This window comes from Mariniflexile sp. (genome assembly GCF_041583155.1).
GTDB lineage: Bacteria > Bacteroidota > Bacteroidia > Flavobacteriales > Flavobacteriaceae > Mariniflexile.
On record NZ_JBFHGK010000022.1, the window covers coordinates 15,168 to 37,070 of the forward strand.

Here is a 21,903-nt window from a genome sequence, read left to right on the forward strand (position 1 = left end):
GTTGAATAACCATTGAAACACATAACGAATGAGGAGTCTAATTACCCTACTATTACTGCTATCCAACACACTAAATGCAGATAACACCTTTAATATTTCAGGAAAAATTACATCCAATAACGAATCTCTTCCCTACGTAAACGTTTATTTAAAAGGCACTTCTAAAGGTGCGGTAAGTCGTGAAGATGGTGGATTTGTAATAGACAAGGTCGCTGAAGGCAACTACACATTAATAGTATCCTTCACTGGTTTTAAAACGGTTCAAAAACCTATAACTATAAAGGGGAATAATGTTACGATTAATATTAATTTAGAAGAGGTCGAACTTCTTGACGAAATTGTAGTCACCGGAACTTTGAAACCTGTAAGCAGACTAGAAAGTCCTGTTCCAGTTGAAGTTTATGCACCAACTTTCTTGAAAAAAAATCCGGCACCCAACATTTTTGAATCGTTACAAGCTGTAAATGGCGTTCGTCCGCAAATAAATTGCAGCGTTTGTAATACGGGCGATATTCATATAAATGGTTTGGAAGGACCTTACACCTTAGTTTTAATAGATGGCATGCCAATAGTAAGCGGACTTTCAACCGTTTATGGTCTTTCTGGAATACCAAGCTCATTAATTGAACAGGTAGAAATAGTGAAAGGTCCGGCCTCATCGTTATATGGTAGTGAAGCGGTAGGCGGATTAATTAATGTAATTACGAAACTCCCAGAAAATGCGCCCTTGGTTTTTGCCGAAAGTTTTATAACAGACTGGGAAGAATTAAATGTAGATTTAGGCTTTAAAGCCAATGTGGGGAAAAAAGCAAGTGTACTTATTGGTGCAAATTATTTTAACTATTCAAACCCTATTGATAACAATAACGACAATTTTACCGATGTTACTTTACAAGATCGTATTTCTGTTTTTCAAAAATGGGATTTCAAAAGACAAAATAACCGCGCATTTTCATTAGCTGGACGTTTTTTTTATGAAGACCGATGGGGTGGTGAAATGCAATGGACCCCGGAATACCGACAAAGTAACGATGTGTATGGCGAAAGTATATACACTAAACGCTATGAATTAATAGGTAAATACCAATTACCAATACAGGAAAAAATGATGTTTCAGTTTTCATATTCAGACCACGACCAAAATTCAGCCTATGGTAACACCCTATATTTGGCTCAACAACGCATTGGTTTTGGTCAATTAACATGGGATATTACAAACAACCATCATGATTGGTTACTTGGAGTTTCTGCACGCTATAATTACTATAATGATAACACACCTGTTACAGAACAAGAAGATGAAATCGTCATTCCTTCCTTATTCATTCAAGATGAAATAAAATTAAATGAAAAACATAAGATTTTACTTGGCGCCCGATATGATTATGATAAACGCCATGTCAATATTTTCACACCAAGATTAGCTTATAAGTTCAAACCGACTGAGCATGACATTTTTAGAATAAACGCCGGTACAGGTTTCCGCGTTGTAAACCTATTTACAGAAGAACATGCTGCCTTAAATGGCGCTAGAGATGTGATAATTGAAGAAGAATTAAAACCAGAACGTTCTTATAACGTTAATTTAAATTACCTAAAAAAATTCTATACAAAAAGTGGCAAAATTATAGGTTTAGACGCTTCTGCCTGGTATACGACTTTTACCAATGCCATTTTACCAGATTATGATACCAACCCAAACCAAGTTATTTATGACAATTTAAAAGGCAGCGCCTCTAGTTTGGGCTTTAGCGTAAATATGGATGCTATTATATCTAGTAATTTTAAGGGTTTAGTTGGTTTTACCATTCAAGAAGTAACACAAACCGAAAATGGCATTAAACAACAACAAATATTAACCGAAAAATATTCTGGAACATGGTCTGTTTCATATAAAAACTTTAATCATAATATATTAATTGATTATACAGGAAACCTCTATGGTCCCATGAGATTACCTCTTTTAGGTGAATTGGACCCTAGATTACCAGAATCGCCCGTATGGAGCATTCAAAACATTCAAGTTACATTTGATGGTTTAAAGAACTTTGAATTTTACGGAGGTGTGAAAAATCTATTGAACTGGACGCCTAATAAAGGAAATCCGTTTTTAATTTCTAGAGCGAATGATCCTTTTGACAAGGAAGTGGTTTTTGATGCTAACGGCAATGCAACAGCAACAGCCAATAATCCGTATGCATTAACCTTTGATGCAGGTTATATTTACGCGCCAAATCAAGGCAGACGGTTATTTTTTGGATTACGATATCTATTAAAATAAACGACCCCATTTATAATTTAATTTATACATTTAGTTCAATTAAATTATCCTAAATGGCCCAACACAACGAACTTGGAAAAAAGGGTGAACAACTTGCAGTAGATTTTCTTTTAGAAAATGGATATGCTATTATAGAACGGAATTACCGTTTTGATAAAGCCGAAGTAGATATCATTGCTCAAAAAGAAAATATCCTAGCTATTATTGAAGTAAAAACACGAACTACCGCAGATTTTGGAAACCCTCAGGATTTTGTAAAACCAAAGCAGATTCAGCGTCTCGTAAAAGCTGTTGATGCATACGTAACGACTAATGATTTAAATGTTGAAGTACGTTTTGATATTGTTGCCATAGTTAAAGACGGTAAGCAATTTAAAATTGAGCATTTAAAAAATGCATTTTATCATTTCTGAAAAGTTTTTTAAATACAAAAACCTCCTGTTTAAGGAGGTTTTTGTGTAAAATAAGTATACCAGTATTTAGTTACTTATTTTTCTATTTTTTAAAAATCTTAGAAGATTTTATAGTAGTTTTAGTTATACTTTCAGAAGCACCATAAAATTCAAAAACACCATCATAACTGATTGTAACAACTTCATCATTTTCCAAAGTCAAAACACCACTGATAGCATAAGAATAACCATCACCACTTTTAGAGATTACAATATCTCCAGCTACAACTTTTAATTCCGATTCCCCAGTAAAAATATAAGCCTCTCCATAAAGCATATCTGGATAATTTTCAATATCACCTTCTTCATCTAGATTAACAAATTTAAAAGTACCTGGCGTAAATGACTCTTCTCCTTTCGATGCAAAAATTCCAGAAAATTCAATCTCCATATCTTCACTAAGTGTTCCTTCTAATGAAAATCCGCGAACAAAATATCCTTCAGAAGATCCAAAATCATATAAATAAGCATCTTCTACACTAAATACACTTCCATCATAGGTAATGCTATTTGAAAAACTTTCTTGGTCATCGTCTTCAGAACATGAAAAGATAGCCAACGAAACAAATAATAAACAACTTAACTTGATAATTTTTTTCATTTTTAAATTTATTTGGGGTTAAGCAGCGAATATATAGACTTGAATGTAATAAAACCAAATAAAAAGTAAGTTATTTATCAAAAAATTAGCGTTTAGTCTAATTAATGTGCATTTCAACGATTTATTTTAAACTTACAAACTCCTTTAATTCTTCTATATCCTCGGGTTTATAAAGCATTTTTTTGTCTTTATCAAGTATAAAATACGTTGGTGTAGCATTAACGCCATAAGCGTCTCCTATTTTATTTTCCCACTTCCCTAAACCTAATACATGAGTAAAATCGGGATAGTTTTTAATTTGTTCTTTCCACTTTTTATCATCGTCTTCTAAACCTATAGCAATAACCTTGTATTTGTTTTTGGCCTTAGTTTTCATAAAGTTGTGTAATTGTGGAATTTCATCTAAACAATGTGAACAACTACTACTCCAAAAAACAATAATATATCTCTCTGCCTCGGTTAACTCACTTAATTTCCTTGTTGTTTTGGTTTTATTATCTGTGAATGAAAAATCGGGTGCTTTATGCCCAATAGAAAGGTTTGTATAAAGCGTTAAAGTGCTTACAAGTTCATCGTCTTTTAATAGTTTTGCTACTTCTAATAAATAATTTTTGGAGATATGGTTTGCAACAGGAGCTAAATTTAAATCTACCATTTCCTGCCATAAATCCAGTAATAAAATACGCTTTACAGATGTTGGAGCCGCTTTTAATGCATTAGCAAATACATCAATATTACTTTTATAGTTAGTAATTTCATCTTTTTCGTCATTGGAAACCCCAAACACATAATTAAGCATACGTTCTTGTAAAAAGCTAGAACTTTGTAATATTTTATTGGCAAAATCAATATTATCAAAATAGTGTATTTTTAAATTTTTCACATAGGTTTTAACGTTTTCATACTTTTTGGGAATGTAGGGTTTGTTGGCTTTAATAAAATGCAGAGCAATGGTTTTTTCTGCTAGCTTTTCATACCTCGTTTGTGCATCACGTTGAGTTTTAAAAATACTATTTAAAGCTATCGTATCCTTTCGTTCGCTTCGGAAGTAATTGGTAATACTTTGTGTAATGGCCGACATACTAGCAGTATAAGAGGCTAACAATTTATTTTCTACAGAGGCTTTAAAAGTAACACCAGTTTCAGAGTTAAAGGCTAGAATAATATCTTCTTTTCCATTATAAATAACATCGAAATTATAATCTTCCTGCGGAACTGCATACACCAAACGATACATGCCCGTTACTGCTGAAGCATCCATATCAAAATGAAAACTCCCATCCTTTTGTATAGGTGCATTGGTTATATATTCGGATACCGTTGGGGTAACTCTATATAGTAATACCACCTCATAATCTTTTGCTGGTGTAAACACGCCTTTTATAGTATGTTGAGCCAAAACCATGTTGGGTAATAGGGCTAATATGATAATAATTCTAAATAGCATTTTTAATTGTTTCAAGATTCAAAAATTTCAAAGATTCAAAGTGTTTAGCTATCTGTTTTATTTAGTTTCAATAATTGGTTTTAAAGCATTTAAAGCTTGTTTTACCGATTTAATATTTTCAAAGGTTAACAAAAGCCGCAGCCCATTACGGGTCTGTTTTTCTTTCATTTTACATTTGCTTGAATTTGCTTGTACAAACTGTAGCATCTTGGTAAACCCTCTGCTTTGATAAAAATTGCTCTGCTGGTCGGTAATAAAATAGCCTATTAGCTTACCTTGTTTCATTACAATTTTTTCGAAACCTGCTTTTGTAGCAATCCATTTTATTTGAACGCTGCTTAGTAAATCGGCTACTTGTTTCGGTAATTCGCCAAAACGATCAATTAATTCAGCTTCAAATTTTTCTAATTCAGCTTCTGTTTTTAATTCGTTTAATTTGGTGTATAATGTTAGTCGCTCCGCAATATTATTTACGTAATCGTCTGGAAAAAGCAATTCAAAATCAGAATCGATAGTTACTTCTTTCACATACACCTTATCCTCTTCATGAGCGTCGTACAAGTCCTTAAACTCGTTTTCTTTTAGTTCCTCAATGGCTTCACTTAGTATTTTTTGGTATGTATCAAAACCAATTTCATTTATAAAACCACTTTGTTCACCACCTAATAAATCGCCAGCACCACGAATTTCCAAATCTTTCATAGCGATGTTGAAACCACTTCCAAGTTCTGTGAACTGCTCTAAGGCTGTAATCCGCTTACGGGCATCATCAGTCATCGCCGAATATTCCGGTGTAATAAAGTAGCAAAATGCCTTTTTATTACTTCGCCCTACTCTACCCCGCATCTGGTGCAAATCACTTAGTCCAAAATTATTGGCATTGTTAATAAAAATGGTATTTGCATTAGGCACATCCAAACCACTTTCAACAATCGTGGTACTCACCAAAACATCAAAGGCACCATTCATGAAAGCCAGCATCAATTCTTCTAGTTTTTTACCATCTAATTGGCCATGACCAATCCCTATTTTTGCATCGGGCACCAAACGTTGAATCATACCTGCTACTTCTTTAATATTTTCAATCCGATTATGAATGAAATAAATTTGCCCGCCACGTTCAATTTCATAACTAACGGCATCGCGAATGGTTTCTTCATTAAAACGAATCACATGACTTTCAATAGGATAACGGTTTGGTGGTGCTGTGGTGATAACTGATAAATCGCGTGCCGCCATTAAACTAAATTGCAAGGTTCTAGGTATGGGCGTTGCGGTTAAAGTTAAAACATCTACATTATCCTTTAGGGTTTTTAGTTTTTCTTTTACTGCTACACCGAATTTCTGTTCTTCATCCACAATAAGCAAGCCAAGGTCTTTAAATTTAACCGATTTATTCACTAATTGATGTGTACCAATAATGATATCTACCTTACCGTTTTCAACACCCTCTAGGGTTTCTCGTTTTTCTTTAGCGGTTCTAAAGCGGTTTACATAATCAACCGTTACAGGAAAATCCTTTAAACGCTCCGAAAAAGTTCTAGAATGCTGGTAAGCCAGAATGGTAGTTGGCACTAAAACAGCCACTTGCTTGCCGTTATCAACTGCTTTAAAGGCTGCGCGAATAGCGACTTCCGTTTTACCAAATCCCACATCACCACAAACCAACCTGTCCATTGGGCGTTCGCTTTCCATATCGGCTTTGATATCAGCAGTAGCCATACTTTGGTCGGGCGTATCTTCATATATAAAAGAAGCTTCCAACTCGTGTTGCATATAACTATCTGGGTTGTATTGATAGCCCTTTTCTGTTTTTCGCTTTGCGTAAAGTTTTATAAGATTGAATGCAACGTGCTTAACTCTAGATTTGGTTTTCTCTTTTAAGGTTTTCCAAGCCGCGCTACCAAGTTTATAAATTTTAGGTGGTTTTCCATCCTTGCCATTAAACTTAGTGATTTTATGAAGTGAATGTATACTTAAATACAACACATCGCGCTCGCCATAAATCAACTTAATAGCTTCTTGTTGTTTACCTTCTACATCAATTTTTTGTAAGCCACCAAAACGCCCAATACCATGATCGATATGCGTTACGTAATCCCCAATATCTAAATTCGTAAGTTCTTTTAAAGTAATGGCCTGTTTTTTAGCATAACCATTTTTAACATGAAACTTGTGGTAACGCTCAAAAATTTGATGATCGGTATAACATACTATTTGATTGTCGTGATCAATAAATCCTTGATGCAATGAGAGTACAATGGCATGGTAGGGTTTCACTTCCAGATGCGAATCATCAAAAATATCATGAAACCGTTTGGCTTGTTGCTCGCTAACACAGGCAATATAATTGGTATAACCCTTATCGTAATTTGTATTTAAATCTTCAATTAACAAATTGAATTGTTTGTTGAAAGAAGGTTGTGGTGTCGTATTGAAATTGATGCTTACAGCATTTGGCATGATTGCTGAAGTTCCAAATTCAACAATTGAAAAATCGAGTAATTGTTTTTTTAATTGCTTTGAATTACAAAATAAGGCCTCTGGCTGTGCATGTTTTATTTCAGAAGAAAGAGTTTTGAATGCCTCTTCTGCTTTGGAATAAAAATCGTCAATTCTGGCAAAACACAAATCCACATTTTTAAAAAACACCACTGTTTTCTGTGCCATATATTCCAAAAAACTTTGTCTACTTTCTTGAAGCAGTTTATTGGCTACATTGGGTATGATGTTTATTTTTTTTATTTGTTCTATGGAAAGCTGGGTTTCCACATCAAAGGTTCTAATACTATCTACCTCATCACCAAAAAATTCAATACGGTAAGGTTCATCGTTTGAAAACGAAAAAACATCTACTATGCCACCACGCACTGAAAATTCCCCTGGTTCGGTAACAAAATCTACACGTTTAAACTGATATTCAAAAAGGACTTCGTTTACAAAATCAATAGACAGTTTATCGCTTACCGAAATTTTTAGTGTATTACGCTCCAATTCTTTTCTAGTAACAACCTGCTCAAATAAAGCATCCGGGTAGGTAACGATAATGGCCGGTTTTTTTCTGGAATTGATACGATTTAACACCTCAGCACGCAAAAGTACATTAGCGTTATCGGTTTCTTCTATTTGATATGGCCTGCGGTAACTACCTGGATAAAACAACACATCTTTGTCGCTACAAAGTTGTTCCAAATCGTTTAGGTAAAAAGCCGCTTCCTCCTTGTCGTTAAAAACGAGTAGAAAAGGCAAATCGTTTTGATTAAAAACACTTGAAATTACAAAGGATAATGAGGAACCTGCAAGTCCTTTTAAATGTATTCTACTTTTAGTTTGGGCAATAGCAGTTTGCAGATTTTGCGTTTGCAAAGTCTGTAAATAGGTCTGAGATAATATGGTTTTACTCACCTACAATTGGGTTTAAGTGTGCAAAGATACATTTTAGAATTATTTTAAAAATTTTTTGGAAGACTTTCGCAAGTATTTTTTGAATTAACGAAATGCCACTTAATTAATTGGTAGTTGCATTAGCGGTTGAAGCGGCATCCTTTTTTGTGCTTAAAAATTAAGAAAATTAGATGCCTATATTTAAAAACTGATCTGAAATTTATTAGTGAACTGAAACAAATTCAGCACAAAAAAGATATAGCGAAAAACGCGACCGCGCCAAAAGCGTGGGAATGCCCCAAAAAGGAATTTAATAAATTTTTAAAAATGATTTTTATTCCTTAACTTTAGATATAAACCAATTGGCTTACTATTTTTTTTCATTTTCACAAGTATTAATTAAACGAAAAAAATATGTAGGTTTGTATTACAACTAAAACAAAAATATATGTCGATTTCAGATTTATTTGATAGTGGATTTAAAAAGCGTAATGAAGACCATTTTGCAGCTATTGTGCGTGTAGCTATGGATGATGGTGTTATAACCGAAGATGAAAAAGCATTTTTAGACCGTTTGGCGGTTAATTTAGATATAAGTGAAGCTGATTATAAGATTATTTTAAAAGATTATAAATCGCATCCTATAAACCCACCACTTGAGTATGATAGACGCTTAGAGCGTTTATACGACCTAGTGCGTATGGTACATGTAGACCAAATAAAAGGAGATCCGGAACACAAACTTTTAAACAAAATTGGTGTTGGTTTAGGTTTTCATGCTGTAAACGTAAAGTATATTGTTGATAAGGCTCTAACTTTGGTTAATAATGGGGTTGACCTAGACACCTTTATAAAAGAAATTAAAAACATGAACCATTAAAACTTTCTGTTTTTTCAATACTAAATGCGAACCTTTGTGTTCGCATTTTTTTTAAACCAATTTTATTATTTATTTAACAAGCATTCTTTATACCTTTACACCTTGTAATTTAATAACATGCTAAAATTTAAAGGTTTAATTTTAACCATTGCTTTAAGCTTCTTTGCCCTGTTTCTTTTTGAAACTAATGGCAATGCTGTGGCATTGAATAAAGTTTCAACCGCAAAACATGATATTAAACTTGAGCGTTCTTATAATGCTTTAGCAATCAGTCCTAACAATGGTTTGCATGACCTTATTAGTATTGATAAGAAAAAAGACCAAACCACTGAAAACACGTTTTTTAATAAGAAAACAGAAAACTACACTGTTCTTGAAAACGATTTACAGTATTTAAAAGTTTGCGATAACTTCGATGTTAATTTAACAACGCGTACCATTATTTACCCCTTTCACTCCTTCTTGTAAAGGCAATTAATTTTATTTCAACAATCTAATTACCAAATCATTAAAAAAATTTTAATGAGTAATTTGCTATTCAAAAAAAATTAATTTTAAAAACTTACAAGATGAAAATTTCATTAATTATAATATCTACAATTTTAGTATTAAGCGTTGTAGTTCCCTTTTTATTATTCGTTTACAACGGAACAAAGAATACAAGTAATATAAAAAAACAAGCCAATGAATTAACCAAAAGCAATGGTATTACCTATGCCATAAAAGAGATTTGGAGAAAGAACTTTATAGGTATTAGTAGCGATAACGCATTGCTTACTTATATTAAATTCAGCGATGCAGAGCCTGGTGTGATTACCGAAATAAACCTAAAGGATATTAAGCAATGTAACATTATTAAAAATCACAACAACGCAAATAAAAACATTGCCCTTAAAAGTTTGGCTTTAGAATTCGTTTATAAATCGAATATAAAGCCTACACTTACAATACCTTTCTTTGAAATAGACGAAGATTTATCCGAAGATTTCGAATTACAACGCGTTGAAAAATGGCATACTTTAATAAAAAATGCACTTACAGTACAGCCTAATTTAAAACTGGCTTCTTAATTAAATTAACAACAAATCTTTATAAAAAACGAAACGCCATAATTTCATAATTTATAACACAATTATGAAATTATGGCGTTTCTTATAATAATAAAATTGAGGATAAGTGTTTAATATAATCTTAGCCTACAATATTCACAATTTTTCCAGGAACAATAATCACCTTTTTAGGTGTTCTTCCCGCTAATTGCTCTTTGGTTTTTTCGTGAGCCATAACAACTTCTTCAATTTGTTTTGCATCAAAATCCATTGGTAATTCTAGCGTGAAACGCATTTTACCATTAAATGAAATTGGGTAATTTTTACTACTCTCTACCAAATGACTCGCATCAAATTCTGGAAATGCTGCTGTTGCGATAGATTCGTTATAACCTAATTGATGCCATAATTCCTCGGCAATATGTGGTGCATAAGGTGATAAGAGAATTAATAATGGTTCTAAAATGTCTTTTGAAGTACATTTTTGAGCCGTTAACTCATTTACGGCAATCATAAAGGTTGACACCGACGTATTGAACGAGAAATTCTCGATATCTTCCTGTACTTTTTTTATCGTTTTATGAAACGTTTTTAAACTATCTTTTGAAGGTTCTGCATCATTAACCAGTAATCCGTTTTCACCAACATACAATTTCCAAAGTTTTTTAAGGAATCCATGAACACCCGTAATACCGGCAGTATTCCAAGGTTTGTATTGCTCTAATGGACCTAAAAACATTTCGTAAAGTCTTAAACTGTCTGCACCATATTCTTCGCAGATTTGGTCTGGATTAACGACGTTGTATTTGGATTTTGACATTTTTTCGACTTCGCGAGAAACTTTTATTCTGGTTTCAAAAGAAATATCTTTATTCTGAATTACATTATTTCCATCAAAAAAGTGGGCATTCTGAAGTCTTTCATAACGTTTATCTTCACTCAAACTTAGTAAATCTAATTCATTATGGATATTAACATAACTAACATCTATGTTAGATGTTTTAAAGGCCTTAAATGATTTTTTTAAATAAATATAATTCTTATTAAACTCTTGAAATACACCTAATTCTTTGTCCAAAAATTTTGCTAGAGGCTCTCCTAATTCTTCAATGTAACCTTCCTTTTTCTCTAGATTAGAATAAAATTCTTTTGAAATGATAATTTGACAAAAGGCAGAAACATCCTCAGTTTCATTTGTCAATCTTCCTTCTATAATGTACAAAAAAGCACTCTCACCCAAAATCATTCCTTGGTTAATCAGCTTTTTAGCATACTCATCTACTGGCACCAAGCCTTTATCGAACAAGAATTTTTGCCAAAAACGAGAATATAGTAAATGCCCTGTGGCGTGCTCGCTTCCACCAATGTACAAATCCACATCTTTCCAATAGTTTAACGCTTCTTTACTTGCAAATTCTTCTGTATTAGAAGAATCCATATAACGGTTAAAATACCACGAACTACCCGCCCAACCTGGCATGGTATTAAGTTCTAAAGGATGAATGGTCGTATTGTTTATCTTGCTATTAGAAACCACTTGATTGGTTTCTGTACACCAGGCCCAAACCGTAGCGTTTCCTAAAGGAGGTTCGCCAGTTTCGGTAGGTAAATATTTCTCTACTTCTGGAAGTTTTATTGGTAGGTGCTCTGCAGCAATCATTTGAGGCATACCATCCACATAATAAACCGGGAAGGGCTCGCCCCAATAACGTTGTCTGCTAAACACAGCGTCGCGCAAACGGTAATTGGTTTTACCTTCACCTTGACCCAATTTCTCCAACTCTTCAATAGCTTTCTTAGTAGCTTCTTTATAATTTAAGCCATTTAAGAAATCGCTGTTGGCAATGAAGGTTTTATCTTTATCTGAAAATGCTTCCTTTGAAACATCAACACCTTCAAAAATATTAGGTATCTCGATATTGAAATGTTTTGCAAAATCGTAATCGCGCTGATCGCCACATGGTACAGACATCACAGCACCTGTTCCGTAACCTGCCAATACATAGTCGCCAATCCAAACCGGAATCGGCTGTTTTGTAAACGGATGTTCGGCGTAGGCACCCGTAAAAGCACCTGAAATGGTTTTAACATCGGCCATTCTATCACGTTCACTACGTTTTGCAGTAGCTAAAACATAAGCTTCAACCTCTGCCTTTTGTGCTTCTGTTGTAATTTTTGAAACCAGTTCGTGTTCTGGGGCCAAAGTCATAAAACTTACCCCGAAAATAGTATCTGGTCTTGTAGTAAAAACGTCTATTTTATAAGCTGTTTCTACAGCAACAGAAGATACACTTTTAATAACATTAAACGAAACCGAGGCTCCAACGGATTTTCCTATCCAATTTCGCTGACTTTCTTTAAGTGAATCTGTCCAATCAATTTTATCCAAACCTTGAAGTAAACGTTCAGCATAAGCTGAAATACGCATGCTCCATTGAGTCATTTTTTTTCTAATTACGGGATGGCCACCGCGTTCGGAAACACCGTTAATAATTTCATCATTTGCCAAAACAGTTCCTAAAGCCGGACACCAGTTTACTTCCGTTTCAGCTAAATAAGTCAACCTATATTTTAATAAGATTTCTTGTTGTTCTTTTGAAGTGTAGTTGTTCCAGTCTTCAGCAGAAAAAGGTGCAATGGCATCATCACAAACGGCATTAACCTTTGAATTTCCTTCGGAAGCAAAAACAGCTATTAAGGTTTCAATAGATTCCGCCTTGTTGGTATCGTTATTATACCAAGATTCAAATAACTGAATGAAAATCCATTGCGTCCATTTGTAATAGCTTGGGTCTGAAGTTCGAACCTCACGAGACCAATCAAAAGAAAATCCAATTTGGTCTAATTGACGTCGGTAAGTTTTTATGTTTTCTTCGGTAGTTAAAGCCGGGTGTTGTCCGGTTTGTATGGCATATTGTTCTGCCGGAAGGCCAAAACTATCATAACCCTGCGGATGCAAAACGTTAAACCCTTGGTGACGTTTGTAACGCGCATAAATATCTGAAGCGATATAACCTAGTGGGTGCCCAACATGTAACCCAGCACCACTCGGGTACGGGAACATGTCCAACACATAAAATTTAGGTTTTTCCGATTTATTATCAGCTTTAAACGTTTGGTTTTCTGCCCAATATTTTTGCCACTTGGCCTCTATCTCGTTGAAATTGTATGTCATATCTCCTTTTTCACGTCTTTGATTTATTCACAAAATGGCAGAGTCGTAAAGCAATTTTTTGAAAAAGTAAAAACCTTACGTCTATGCATCTTTGCGAGACTATTATTTCGCAGACGCCATTAAAAGTGCAAATTTACGTTTTAAATAGAAACCATAAAACGTTTGCTTATTTTTAATCACTACAGGCTGCAATTCAAATAAAATATAAATAGGATTAATTGAAAAGCATTTTTGTAATTTCGTCGCTTCAATCGAATCTAGAAGTTTGATAAAAGACACAACAAAGGCACATCTTGCTTTACTAGGAGCAAACGCCATTTATGGCGCCAATTATATTATTGCTAAAGGTATAATGCCCAACAAAATAAACCCGACAGGCTTTGTGTTTATAAGGCTTTCCTGTTGTGCCTTGCTTTTTTGGATAATTAAATTCTTGTTTATAAAAGAGAAAGTTAAAAAAAAAGACTTACTGATGTTAGCGCTTTGTGGTTTGTTAGGTGGTGCCGCCAACCAAATGTTGTTTTTTCATGGCATTAATTTAACATCGCCTATTGATGCTTCCATCATCCAAACAGCAACACCGGTTTTGGTTTTAATTTTTAGTATTATTATTCTAAAAGAACGGGTTACAAAAAACAAACTAATTGGTATTACCATAGCTGGTATTGGCGCTATTTTTCTAATCTTATATGGTAACAAAACAGTTGGAACCAGTTCCTTTTTAGGCAATTTACTTGTTTTCCTTAACGCATCTAGTTACGGCCTTTACCTTGTAATTGCCAAAACTCTAATAAAAAAATACCATGCTATAACCGTAGCAAGTTGGTTATTTCTGTTTGGATTTATCTATGTGTTCCCATTTGGTATTAACGATTTTTTAAATACCGATTTTGCGGCCTTTACTACTAGCACTTATTTAACTATTGGCTACGTTGTTTTATTTACAACCTTTTTTGCCTACCTTTTCAATATATATGCACTTAACCACTTAGCTCCTTCAGTAACAAGTAGCTATGTTTACCTGCAACCTGTTGTAAGCTTTATTTTAGTTAGTGTATTAGCCTATATATTTGCTCAAACCCAATATGCACAAGACATTAATTTTATTAAAATACTATGCTGTGTTTTGGTAGCCACTGGAGTGTATATTATAAGCAAACCGCAAAAAAAATAGGCTTCTAAAAATTTAATATAAAACAATCTGAAAACTTTAAACGTTGTAATACTAAGCATAATAGAATACTTTACTATTTTTACACCGTTAATCTGTTATTTATGAGTTCATCTTTTGAAAAAGACCAAAAACGCCGACTAATTTCATCGTACTTCTCGGTGGTTTTAAGTATTGCTCTGGTATTGTTTTTACTTGGTTTGTTGGGTATGCTGGTTTTAAATGCTAAAAAAGTTTCCGACCATTTTAAAGAGCAAGTGGTAGTTACCATTTATTTGAAAGAAACGGCTAAAGAAGTTGAAATTAAACAACTTGAAAAAAGTTTAGCCATGGCCGATTATGTAAAAACTATTGAATATGTTTCAAAAGAACAGGCTGCTGAATTTTTAAAAGAAGAAAACGGCGAAGATTTTATGGATTTTGTAGGATATAACCCGTTACAAAACTCTATAGATGTGCATTTAAAAGCAGATTTTGTAACCTCGGAGCACCTTGAATTAATTTCAGAAGAAGCCACTTCAAAAACCTTCGTGGACGAAGTTACCTATGATAACGACCTAGTTAACCTAATGAACGAAAACGTTCAAAAAATTAGTTTCTGGGTATTAGTGATTAGTGGTATTTTTACCATTATAGCGGTTTTACTAATTAATAGCTCCATCAGGTTAGCGGTTTACTCAAAACGATTTACCATAAAAACCATGCAAATGGTGGGTGCTACAAAGCAATTTATACGTCGTCCATTTGTTTGGAAAAGTGTACGCTTAGGTATCATTGGTGCGGTAATCGCTTTAATAGGCATGGCCATTGTGTTATACTACATTAATAAAACATTCCCGGAATTAGGTTTGGTAGATAGTCCTATTTTAATTGCGCTGCTTTTCGGATTCGTATTTGCATTAGGTATTATCATTACTTGGATAAGTACTCATATTGCAACGCAACGTTTCTTGAATTTAAAAACAGATCAGTTATATTATTAGAACCGACTCTTAAAACGCGAAATTAGATTTCCGTTAACACAATTATTTTAAATAAATCTGTTATTTTGCACTAATATACCTTTAGGGAAATACATTATGGGAGAACAAAAACAAAAAGAAGCCGCAAAACCAGTTTTTATATTCGGAAGGAAAAACTATAAATTCATGTTTATAGGTTTAGCTTGTATTGCTTTGGGCTTTATTTTAATGTCTGGAGGTGGTAGCGATGATCCCAATGTTTTTAATCCCGAAATATTCAGTTGGAGACGTATTCGGTTAGCGCCAATGCTTGTGTTATTGGGTTTTGGTATTGAAATTTATGCGATTCTTTTAAATCCTGATAAGAAATAACCCATTTAATCCTGAAGCAGGACATTATCACAACAAAGTTTTAGCCAATTTTATAGCCATTTCTTTCACATAGTGATATCCGTTTTCCATAGCATCATTTAAAGTTTCGGAATACTGTATGACGGCATCGGCATAAACAATTCCTAAAGATTTAAGTTCATTTTCACTTAAATCTATAGCTCCACACAAGGCCGCTACTTTTAAATCTTTCGCTTTTGCGGAAGTTATAACACCTTGTATTGTTTTTCCGAAAAAAGTTTGAGAATCTAACTTCCCTTCACCTGTAATTATCCAATTGGCATTTTCTAACTTCGAATCAAATTCAGCTAACTTTTTTACAAGTTGAATACCCGGCTCTAGTTTACCATTCAAAAACACCATGGAAGCAATCCCCATACCTCCCGCTGCACCAGCACCTTTTATGGATTGTGGGTTAACATTAAATTTAGCTTTAATTATTTTTGAAAAATCTTCCAGTCCTTTATCTAGCAATTTCAAATCTGCTTCCGTTGCGCCTTTTTGCTCCCCATAAACATAAGCTGCTCCTTCGGTTCCGTATAACGGATTACTAACATCACAAGCAATTTCAAACGACACATTTTTAAGTTTTGAGCTTACTTTTTCTACATCTATAGTTACAATCTTTGATAAATTGGCTCCTATGGGCTTTACCTCATTATTACTTTCATCTAAAAAACGATACCCTAATGCAGTTGCCATACCAATACCGCAATCGTTGGTTGCGCTTCCTCCAATACCCAATATAATCCTTTCAGCACCCTTTTCTAAAGCATCCCTAATCATTTCCCCAGTGCCCAATGTACTCGCGTTTTTACAATCAAATTGTTCTGGATTAAGCAACTTTAAACCTGAAGCCTCTGCCATTTCAATAAATGCCGTTTTTGAAGATTGTGAAAATAAATAAGATGCAGTTACTGGTTTAAAAAACGGGTTATTCACTAACACTTTCACAACACTCCCTTTTAAATAATAATTTACAACTTCAATAGTGCCATCACCGCCATCAGCCAATGGCATTTTTATAATTTCGGCATCAGGAATTACCGCCATAATCCCTTCTTCAACAGCATCACAAAACTCTAATCCTGTTAATGAATTTTTAAACTTATCGGGTGCTATAATAATTTTCATCTGCAAACAAATTAACATGGAAAAATACAATTAATGACTGATTTAAAATAATCTAATTGTTTATTCTACCAAACTTTAAAGATTACAAATCAATTTAAATGACATTTTTAATACATTTGCGTCATGGATATACTACAAGCTATCATTTTAGCCATTATTGAAGGTATTACCGAGTTCTTACCGGTATCTTCAACAGGACACATGATTGTGGCCTCTTCTTTTTTCGGAATTGCTCATGAAGATTTTACAAAACTGTTTACCATCGTTATTCAACTTGGTACTATTATGTCGGTTATTGTATTATATTTCAAACGCTTTTTTCAAAGTTTAGACTTTTATTTCAAATTATTTGTTGCTTTTATCCCTGCCGTTGTATTAGGGCTGTTGTTTAGTGATGCTATTGATGGTTTATTGGAAAACCCTATCACTGTTGCAGTTTCCTTAATTATTGGTGGTTTTCTACTTTTAAAAGTTGACGATTGGTTTGGCGATGAAGAAGGCACTGAGATTTCATACTTAACAGCTTTAAAAATTGGCTTTTTTCAATGTTTGGCTATGATTCCCGGTGTTTCTAGAAGTGGAGCAAGTATAGTTGGTGGTATGACACAAAAATTATCGCGTACCGTAGCTGCCGAATTTTCCTTTTTCTTAGCTATTCCTACCATGTTAGGTGCAACGGTTAAAAAAAGTTATGATTATTATGAAGCCGGTTTTGAATTATCTTCAAACCAAGTAAACCTTTTAATTATTGGAAATGTGGTTGGTTTTATTGTAGCCTTAATCGCTATCAAATCATTTATAACTTACTTAAGCAAAAACGGTTTTAAGATATTCGGTTATTATAGAATTATAGCCGGAACCCTTATTTTATTAATTCACTTCTTCGTGCAAAAACTAACTATTATTTAATGACAGTTGAAGATTATCAATCTGGTCAGATTCTTTTAATTGACAAACCCTTGCATTGGACTTCCTTTCAAGTAGTTAATAAATTACGATGGGAGATTAGACAAGCGTTTGATATTAAAAAAATAAAAGTTGGTCATGCTGGCACTTTAGATCCTTTGGCTACTGGATTATTAGTGCTTTGTACAGGAAAAATGACTAAACAAATAGACACCTTTCAGGCACAAATAAAAGAATACACCGGAACCATTGTTTTAGGAAGCACAACGCCTTCGTTTGATTTGGAAACAGAAATTAATGAAAGCTTCCCAACCAGCCATTTAACTTCCGAATTAATACACAAAGCAACTAAGCAGTTTATAGGCGACATTGAGCAGTTTCCACCAGTGTTTTCAGCAATTAAGAAAGACGGAAAACGTTTATACGAATTTGCAAGAGCAGGAGAAAACGTAGAAATAAAACCCAGAACCGTAAATATTTCTGAATTTGAAATTACAAACATCAATGGTTTGCAGGTTGATTTCAGGGTAGTTTGTAGCAAAGGCACGTACATACGCTCTTTAACAAACGACTTTGGTAAAGCATTACAATCGGGAGCACACTTATCGGCCTTAAGACGCACAAAAATTGGTGATTTTGATGTTAAAAATGCGGAATCAATTGAAAGTTTTATAAAAATCCTGGCTTCGGAATAATTTTTGATCCATTTTATCTGTTACAAATTTACAAGAATCCAATATCCGTATGGTTAATACGGTGAAGTGTAAATTACTTTCAAGATTATCAATTTCCTTAAAGTTTCAGGTATTCTAAACTTTTTGTATTACTTTAACGTATATAGTCATGTGTTTCATTCAGCTTTTTATAAGTCACATGATTCATTCAACTATAATTCCTTGAAATATTTAATTTTCAAGTTTAGTTATTTCATATAAAATTAATTGCTTGCGCCTAACAAATCAACATAAAGCCCTATTACTCACCTTCCTGATTTCGGGAACGGTTCTTATGGCTGTTTTCAATATAAACATTAGAAACCAAGAAGAAATTGCTGCGGAAAGCTACTATGAGTTAGAGCCGGAAAAACCGCTTACGGAAGAAGAAAAAAAAATAATGGAGACTTTAGACAAGCTTAAAAATAGTGAAGCTGAAACTAATAGTGCCTATAACGAAGCCGATAAGAATAAACACTTTTCGCAAGCCTATCAACAAATTGCACCTCCAGAAGATTATGTGCCAAAATCGAGCGAAGACAATGAAGGAGACAGCGATGAGTCCAATAGTTTAGGTGAAACAAAACCTAAAAAACCCGCTGTAAATAAGGAGGAATTATCGTCGTTTAATAAAGTAAACGATTTATTAAAACAACAACAAACCAAGGGTGTTAATACTAAAAGTACCGTTAGTTTTTCTTTAGTTAACAGAACCAAAGTATTTATTCCAATACCTGTATATTTATGTGAAGTTGACGGCAAAATTGTAATTAATATTACTGTGAATGCCAATGGAAGCGTTATAGACACCTATGTAAACAATTCTTCTACCTCTAAAAACGAATGTTTAATTCAGCATGCATTAGAGTATGCAAAAAGCTCACATTTTAGTGCCGATCCTTCTAAAAAAACACAATTAGGCTCAATAACCTTTAATTTTATTGGTAAGCATTAGGCTGAAATTCCAAAAGTAATTCAACCACATCTTTTATAACATTCTGGCCTTTATCATTATTATACCAATGTTGTAAATCTTCTTTAAACTCTGGGGTTAAAGAACCATATTTTGCTTTGTAACGGTTCACAAAACTTGCAGCCTCAGTTGGTCTAGGCCCATAAGTATTTAAAACCGCATTCGTTTCGTTTTCAATCACAATTAATTTGGGTACAGAACTGCTGCCGTTAGTTAAGAACAAATTCATTAAAGCGCGGTTTTCATCACGAAGTACCACTTTTAAGGTAATATTGTCGTTTATTTCGGCAACTTTATTTAAGGGCGGTAAAACATGGGCAGCATCTCCGCACCAGCTTTCCGTTATAACTAACCAAGTAACCTTGTGGTTAAACTCGGCTATTTTCTTTTGTGCCTTTTCAGGCACTTTTAGGGTTTTATCCCAACGCTTCATGCGTCTCTCATTTAGTTTGGTAAAGTTTATATGAGCATCGGTTTGCTCTAATCCGGTGGTAGCATTTTGTTCGGATAATCGCTTAACTAAATCTCGGTAAGCTGAATAAGTTAAACTATTTTTTAACGCGGTTTTTATAATTGACTCCATAATACAATGCTCTTGAAGCAACAAAAATAACGTCTTCCTCCTTTAATTTAGATGACTTTTGTCATACATTTACCATAATACGCACAAAATTATGAAATGGGTAAAATCTTAAATGCCATCCGCTAGTTGGCCCTAATAACAATGCTCCCTATTTTATAGTATTAAAAAGTTTAATTTTATGGATAATATTGAACTATATAAAAGATTCTATTTGTATCACGTGGCATTTGGGTCTATCCGTTTATATTTTCAATTTCATAAGTTAAAATTTTTGAATTAGAAGAAAAAACAAAGAAATAGCACTTTAAAAAACACAATTAAAATGACTAAACATAGATGTGGCTGGTGTATAGGTGATACGTTATATGAAACGTACCACGACCAAGAATGGGGCGTTCCTGTTTATGACGATGCAACCATATTTGAATTTTTAATTTTAGAAACGTTTCAAGCAGGTTTAAGCTGGATTACCATTTTGCGAAAACGTGAAAACTTTAGAGCCGCTTTTGATAATTTTGATTACCAAAAAATAGCCGCTTATAACCAAGAAAAAATAGATTCACTATTACAAGATGCAGGAATTATACGTAACCGACTTAAAATAAAGGCTACCGTTACCAATGCTCAGTTGTTTATAAAAATACAAGAAGAATTTGGGAGTTTTAGCAATTATATTTGGGGCTTTGTTGATGGCAAACCAATAAAAAACCATGTAAAAAATTATAAGGAAGCACCAGCTACCACTGCTATTAGTGATACCTTAAGCAAAGACCTAAAAAAACGAGGTTTTAAATTTGTAGGCAGCACAGTTATTTATGCCCATATGCAAGCAACAGGTATGGTTAATGACCATGAGACTTGGTGTTTTAGGTATGAAGAGGTTTGAAATTTATTGTTAGTTCGATGTTTTTTATGAATACTGCAGGTAAGCTTTGGGGCTGAAAATACTCCAAAGAACAGATGGTACTAATTAACTTAATATAAAAAATCATTAAGCGTTAATACATTTACCTAAGGCTTCAAATCAATTTTTTTATTCAGCAAATCAATTTTTTTGGACACACTTCCCGATTCTGTAAATCTGATAATTTTAAACAAAAACTTTTCTAATGCACCTTTACATAGTATCTGTTCAGCCAATTCAGCAATTTTATCATCTCTAAGTAAAATAACCTGGTCCTGATTTGGTTTATCGGTTTCAAAAGCCAATTCATTTGCAAATTTCCAAGCACCGTCTCTAGCAATACCCATGCTAAAATTTATCACAAAATTATCTACCTTTTTTACGCGTTTTAAAATCCAAACCAAAGGACGCCAAACTAAGGATAAATCACTTTTAATCTCATCAACTAAGGAGGCTAGTAATTCATTTATTTTATTAAAATCTGACTGTAATTGAGTCATTTCCGAAGAATGTGATACTTGAGTGGCTGCAATGCCTAAATCCAGATTAATATGCGCATTCATACCAAGAACTAAATGTTGAAGCACTATTAATTCGTTATTCTGGGCTAACTTGAAAGCAATATCCCAAGATTTTGTGTTCTTTATACCTTGTTTATAATTTGAATAGGCCACCAAATAACGGTTTGCAAATATTACGTCTAGTTGTTCCATGCGGACATCATCATCAAAATAATTCTGATATAATTTTTCTTTAACAGCAATGGTTACTCTTTGATATAAGGCAGCAAAATACCCTAAAGTACTTTCTTCAATTTTGGATGTTTGGATAATTTCCTCCAATAAAACTATAACTTCATCAATTGTTTTTGCCTCCATAATTTTAAAAGTTAAATAAA

The 21,903-nt window shown here is 33.6% G+C and carries 19 protein-coding genes; 12 read left to right on the plus strand and 7 right to left on the minus strand.

Annotated features, from left to right (window positions below):
• The first annotated feature begins 28 nt into the window (after positions 1 to 28).
• Positions 29 to 2,281, plus strand: a complete 2,253-nt coding sequence (locus ABYI63_RS09710; RefSeq protein WP_372755930.1) for a TonB-dependent receptor domain-containing protein — start codon at positions 29 to 31, stop codon at positions 2,279 to 2,281.
• A 53-nt stretch (positions 2,282 to 2,334) separates the two neighbouring features.
• The gene (locus ABYI63_RS09715) at positions 2,335 to 2,694 is read left to right on the plus strand and encodes a YraN family protein (protein WP_372755932.1); all 360 of its coding nucleotides are present in this window, start codon (positions 2,335 to 2,337) and stop codon (positions 2,692 to 2,694) included.
• An 82-nt stretch (positions 2,695 to 2,776) separates the two neighbouring features.
• Here the strand turns inward: ABYI63_RS09715 and ABYI63_RS09720 are convergent, their stop codons facing one another.
• The 3 genes from ABYI63_RS09720 to mfd all read right to left on the minus strand — a co-directional run bounded on the left by ABYI63_RS09720 (position 2,777) and on the right by mfd (position 8,186).
• Complete coding sequence (locus ABYI63_RS09720; RefSeq protein WP_372755934.1) at positions 2,777 to 3,334, minus strand: hypothetical protein; 558 nt, start codon at positions 3,332 to 3,334, stop codon at positions 2,777 to 2,779.
• 121 nt (positions 3,335 to 3,455) lie between these two features.
• Entirely contained in the window at positions 3,456 to 4,781 is a 1,326-nt protein-coding gene (locus tag ABYI63_RS09725) for a TlpA family protein disulfide reductase (RefSeq protein ID WP_372755935.1), read from the minus strand.
• Between the two features lie 57 nt (positions 4,782 to 4,838).
• Positions 4,839 to 8,186, minus strand: coding sequence for a transcription-repair coupling factor (gene mfd, locus ABYI63_RS09730; RefSeq protein ID WP_372755937.1), 3,348 nt, complete (start codon positions 8,184 to 8,186; stop codon positions 4,839 to 4,841).
• Between the two features lie 427 nt (positions 8,187 to 8,613).
• Here mfd and ABYI63_RS09735 point away from each other — a divergent pair, with 427 nt between their 5' ends.
• The 3 genes from ABYI63_RS09735 to ABYI63_RS09745 all read left to right on the plus strand — a co-directional run bounded on the left by ABYI63_RS09735 (position 8,614) and on the right by ABYI63_RS09745 (position 10,115).
• Positions 8,614 to 9,045 carry a TerB family tellurite resistance protein gene (locus ABYI63_RS09735; protein WP_372755939.1) on the plus strand — a complete coding sequence of 144 codons (432 nt, stop codon included), beginning with the start codon at positions 8,614 to 8,616 and terminating at the stop codon, positions 9,043 to 9,045.
• A 117-nt stretch (positions 9,046 to 9,162) separates the two neighbouring features.
• A complete protein-coding gene (locus ABYI63_RS09740; protein WP_372755941.1) occupies positions 9,163 to 9,513 on the plus strand; it encodes a hypothetical protein in 351 nt (116 codons plus the stop codon).
• 101 nt (positions 9,514 to 9,614) lie between these two features.
• Positions 9,615 to 10,115 (plus strand): hypothetical protein, encoded by a 501-nt coding sequence (locus ABYI63_RS09745; protein ID WP_372755943.1) that lies wholly within the window; start codon positions 9,615 to 9,617, stop codon positions 10,113 to 10,115.
• A gap of 121 nt (positions 10,116 to 10,236) precedes the next feature.
• Here ABYI63_RS09745 and ABYI63_RS09750 read toward each other — a convergent pair whose 3' ends face one another.
• Entirely contained in the window at positions 10,237 to 13,269 is a 3,033-nt protein-coding gene (locus ABYI63_RS09750; RefSeq protein WP_372755945.1) for a leucine--tRNA ligase, read from the minus strand.
• A 265-nt stretch (positions 13,270 to 13,534) separates the two neighbouring features.
• Here ABYI63_RS09750 and ABYI63_RS09755 point away from each other — a divergent pair, with 265 nt between their 5' ends.
• The 3 genes from ABYI63_RS09755 to ABYI63_RS09765 all read left to right on the plus strand — a co-directional run bounded on the left by ABYI63_RS09755 (position 13,535) and on the right by ABYI63_RS09765 (position 15,774).
• Positions 13,535 to 14,443, plus strand: a complete 909-nt coding sequence (locus ABYI63_RS09755) for a DMT family transporter (RefSeq protein ID WP_372755947.1) — start codon at positions 13,535 to 13,537, stop codon at positions 14,441 to 14,443.
• A 101-nt stretch (positions 14,444 to 14,544) separates the two neighbouring features.
• Positions 14,545 to 15,423 (plus strand): cell division protein FtsX, encoded by an 879-nt coding sequence (locus tag ABYI63_RS09760; protein WP_372755949.1) that lies wholly within the window; start codon positions 14,545 to 14,547, stop codon positions 15,421 to 15,423.
• 96 nt (positions 15,424 to 15,519) lie between these two features.
• A complete protein-coding gene (locus ABYI63_RS09765; protein WP_372755951.1) occupies positions 15,520 to 15,774 on the plus strand; it encodes a DUF3098 domain-containing protein in 255 nt (84 codons plus the stop codon).
• Positions 15,775 to 15,801: 27 nt separating this feature from the next.
• Here ABYI63_RS09765 and ABYI63_RS09770 read toward each other — a convergent pair whose 3' ends face one another.
• Positions 15,802 to 16,926 (minus strand): glycerate kinase, encoded by a 1,125-nt coding sequence (locus ABYI63_RS09770; RefSeq protein WP_372755953.1) that lies wholly within the window; start codon positions 16,924 to 16,926, stop codon positions 15,802 to 15,804.
• Positions 16,927 to 17,049: 123 nt separating this feature from the next.
• Between ABYI63_RS09770 and ABYI63_RS09775 the strand changes: the two genes are divergently transcribed.
• The 3 genes from ABYI63_RS09775 (at position 17,050) to ABYI63_RS09785 (ending at position 19,500) form a co-directional block, all read left to right on the plus strand.
• On the plus strand, positions 17,050 to 17,835 hold the full coding sequence (locus ABYI63_RS09775; protein ID WP_372755955.1) for an undecaprenyl-diphosphate phosphatase: 786 nt from the start codon (positions 17,050 to 17,052) through the stop codon (positions 17,833 to 17,835).
• Complete coding sequence (gene truB, locus ABYI63_RS09780; protein ID WP_372755957.1) at positions 17,835 to 18,527, plus strand: tRNA pseudouridine(55) synthase TruB; 693 nt, start codon at positions 17,835 to 17,837, stop codon at positions 18,525 to 18,527. The genes ABYI63_RS09775 and truB overlap by 1 nt, the downstream gene beginning before the upstream one ends.
• 250 nt (positions 18,528 to 18,777) lie before the next feature.
• Positions 18,778 to 19,500, plus strand: coding sequence for a hypothetical protein (locus tag ABYI63_RS09785; RefSeq protein ID WP_372755959.1), 723 nt, complete (start codon positions 18,778 to 18,780; stop codon positions 19,498 to 19,500).
• Here ABYI63_RS09785 and ABYI63_RS09790 read toward each other — a convergent pair.
• On the minus strand, positions 19,484 to 20,101 hold the full coding sequence (locus tag ABYI63_RS09790; protein ID WP_372755961.1) for a thioredoxin family protein: 618 nt from the start codon (positions 20,099 to 20,101) through the stop codon (positions 19,484 to 19,486). The genes ABYI63_RS09785 and ABYI63_RS09790 overlap by 17 nt on opposite strands.
• Positions 20,102 to 20,423: 322 nt before the next feature.
• On the opposite strand from ABYI63_RS09790, the gene ABYI63_RS09795 reads away from it, so the two are divergent.
• Complete coding sequence (locus ABYI63_RS09795; RefSeq protein WP_372755963.1) at positions 20,424 to 20,987, plus strand: DNA-3-methyladenine glycosylase I; 564 nt, start codon at positions 20,424 to 20,426, stop codon at positions 20,985 to 20,987.
• Between the two features lie 125 nt (positions 20,988 to 21,112).
• On the opposite strand, the gene ABYI63_RS09800 is transcribed toward ABYI63_RS09795, so the two are convergent.
• Positions 21,113 to 21,883: a DUF5995 family protein gene (locus ABYI63_RS09800; RefSeq protein WP_372755965.1), complete on the minus strand. Its 771-nt coding sequence runs from the start codon at positions 21,881 to 21,883 to the stop codon at positions 21,113 to 21,115.
• Positions 21,884 to 21,903 lie beyond the last annotated feature (20 nt).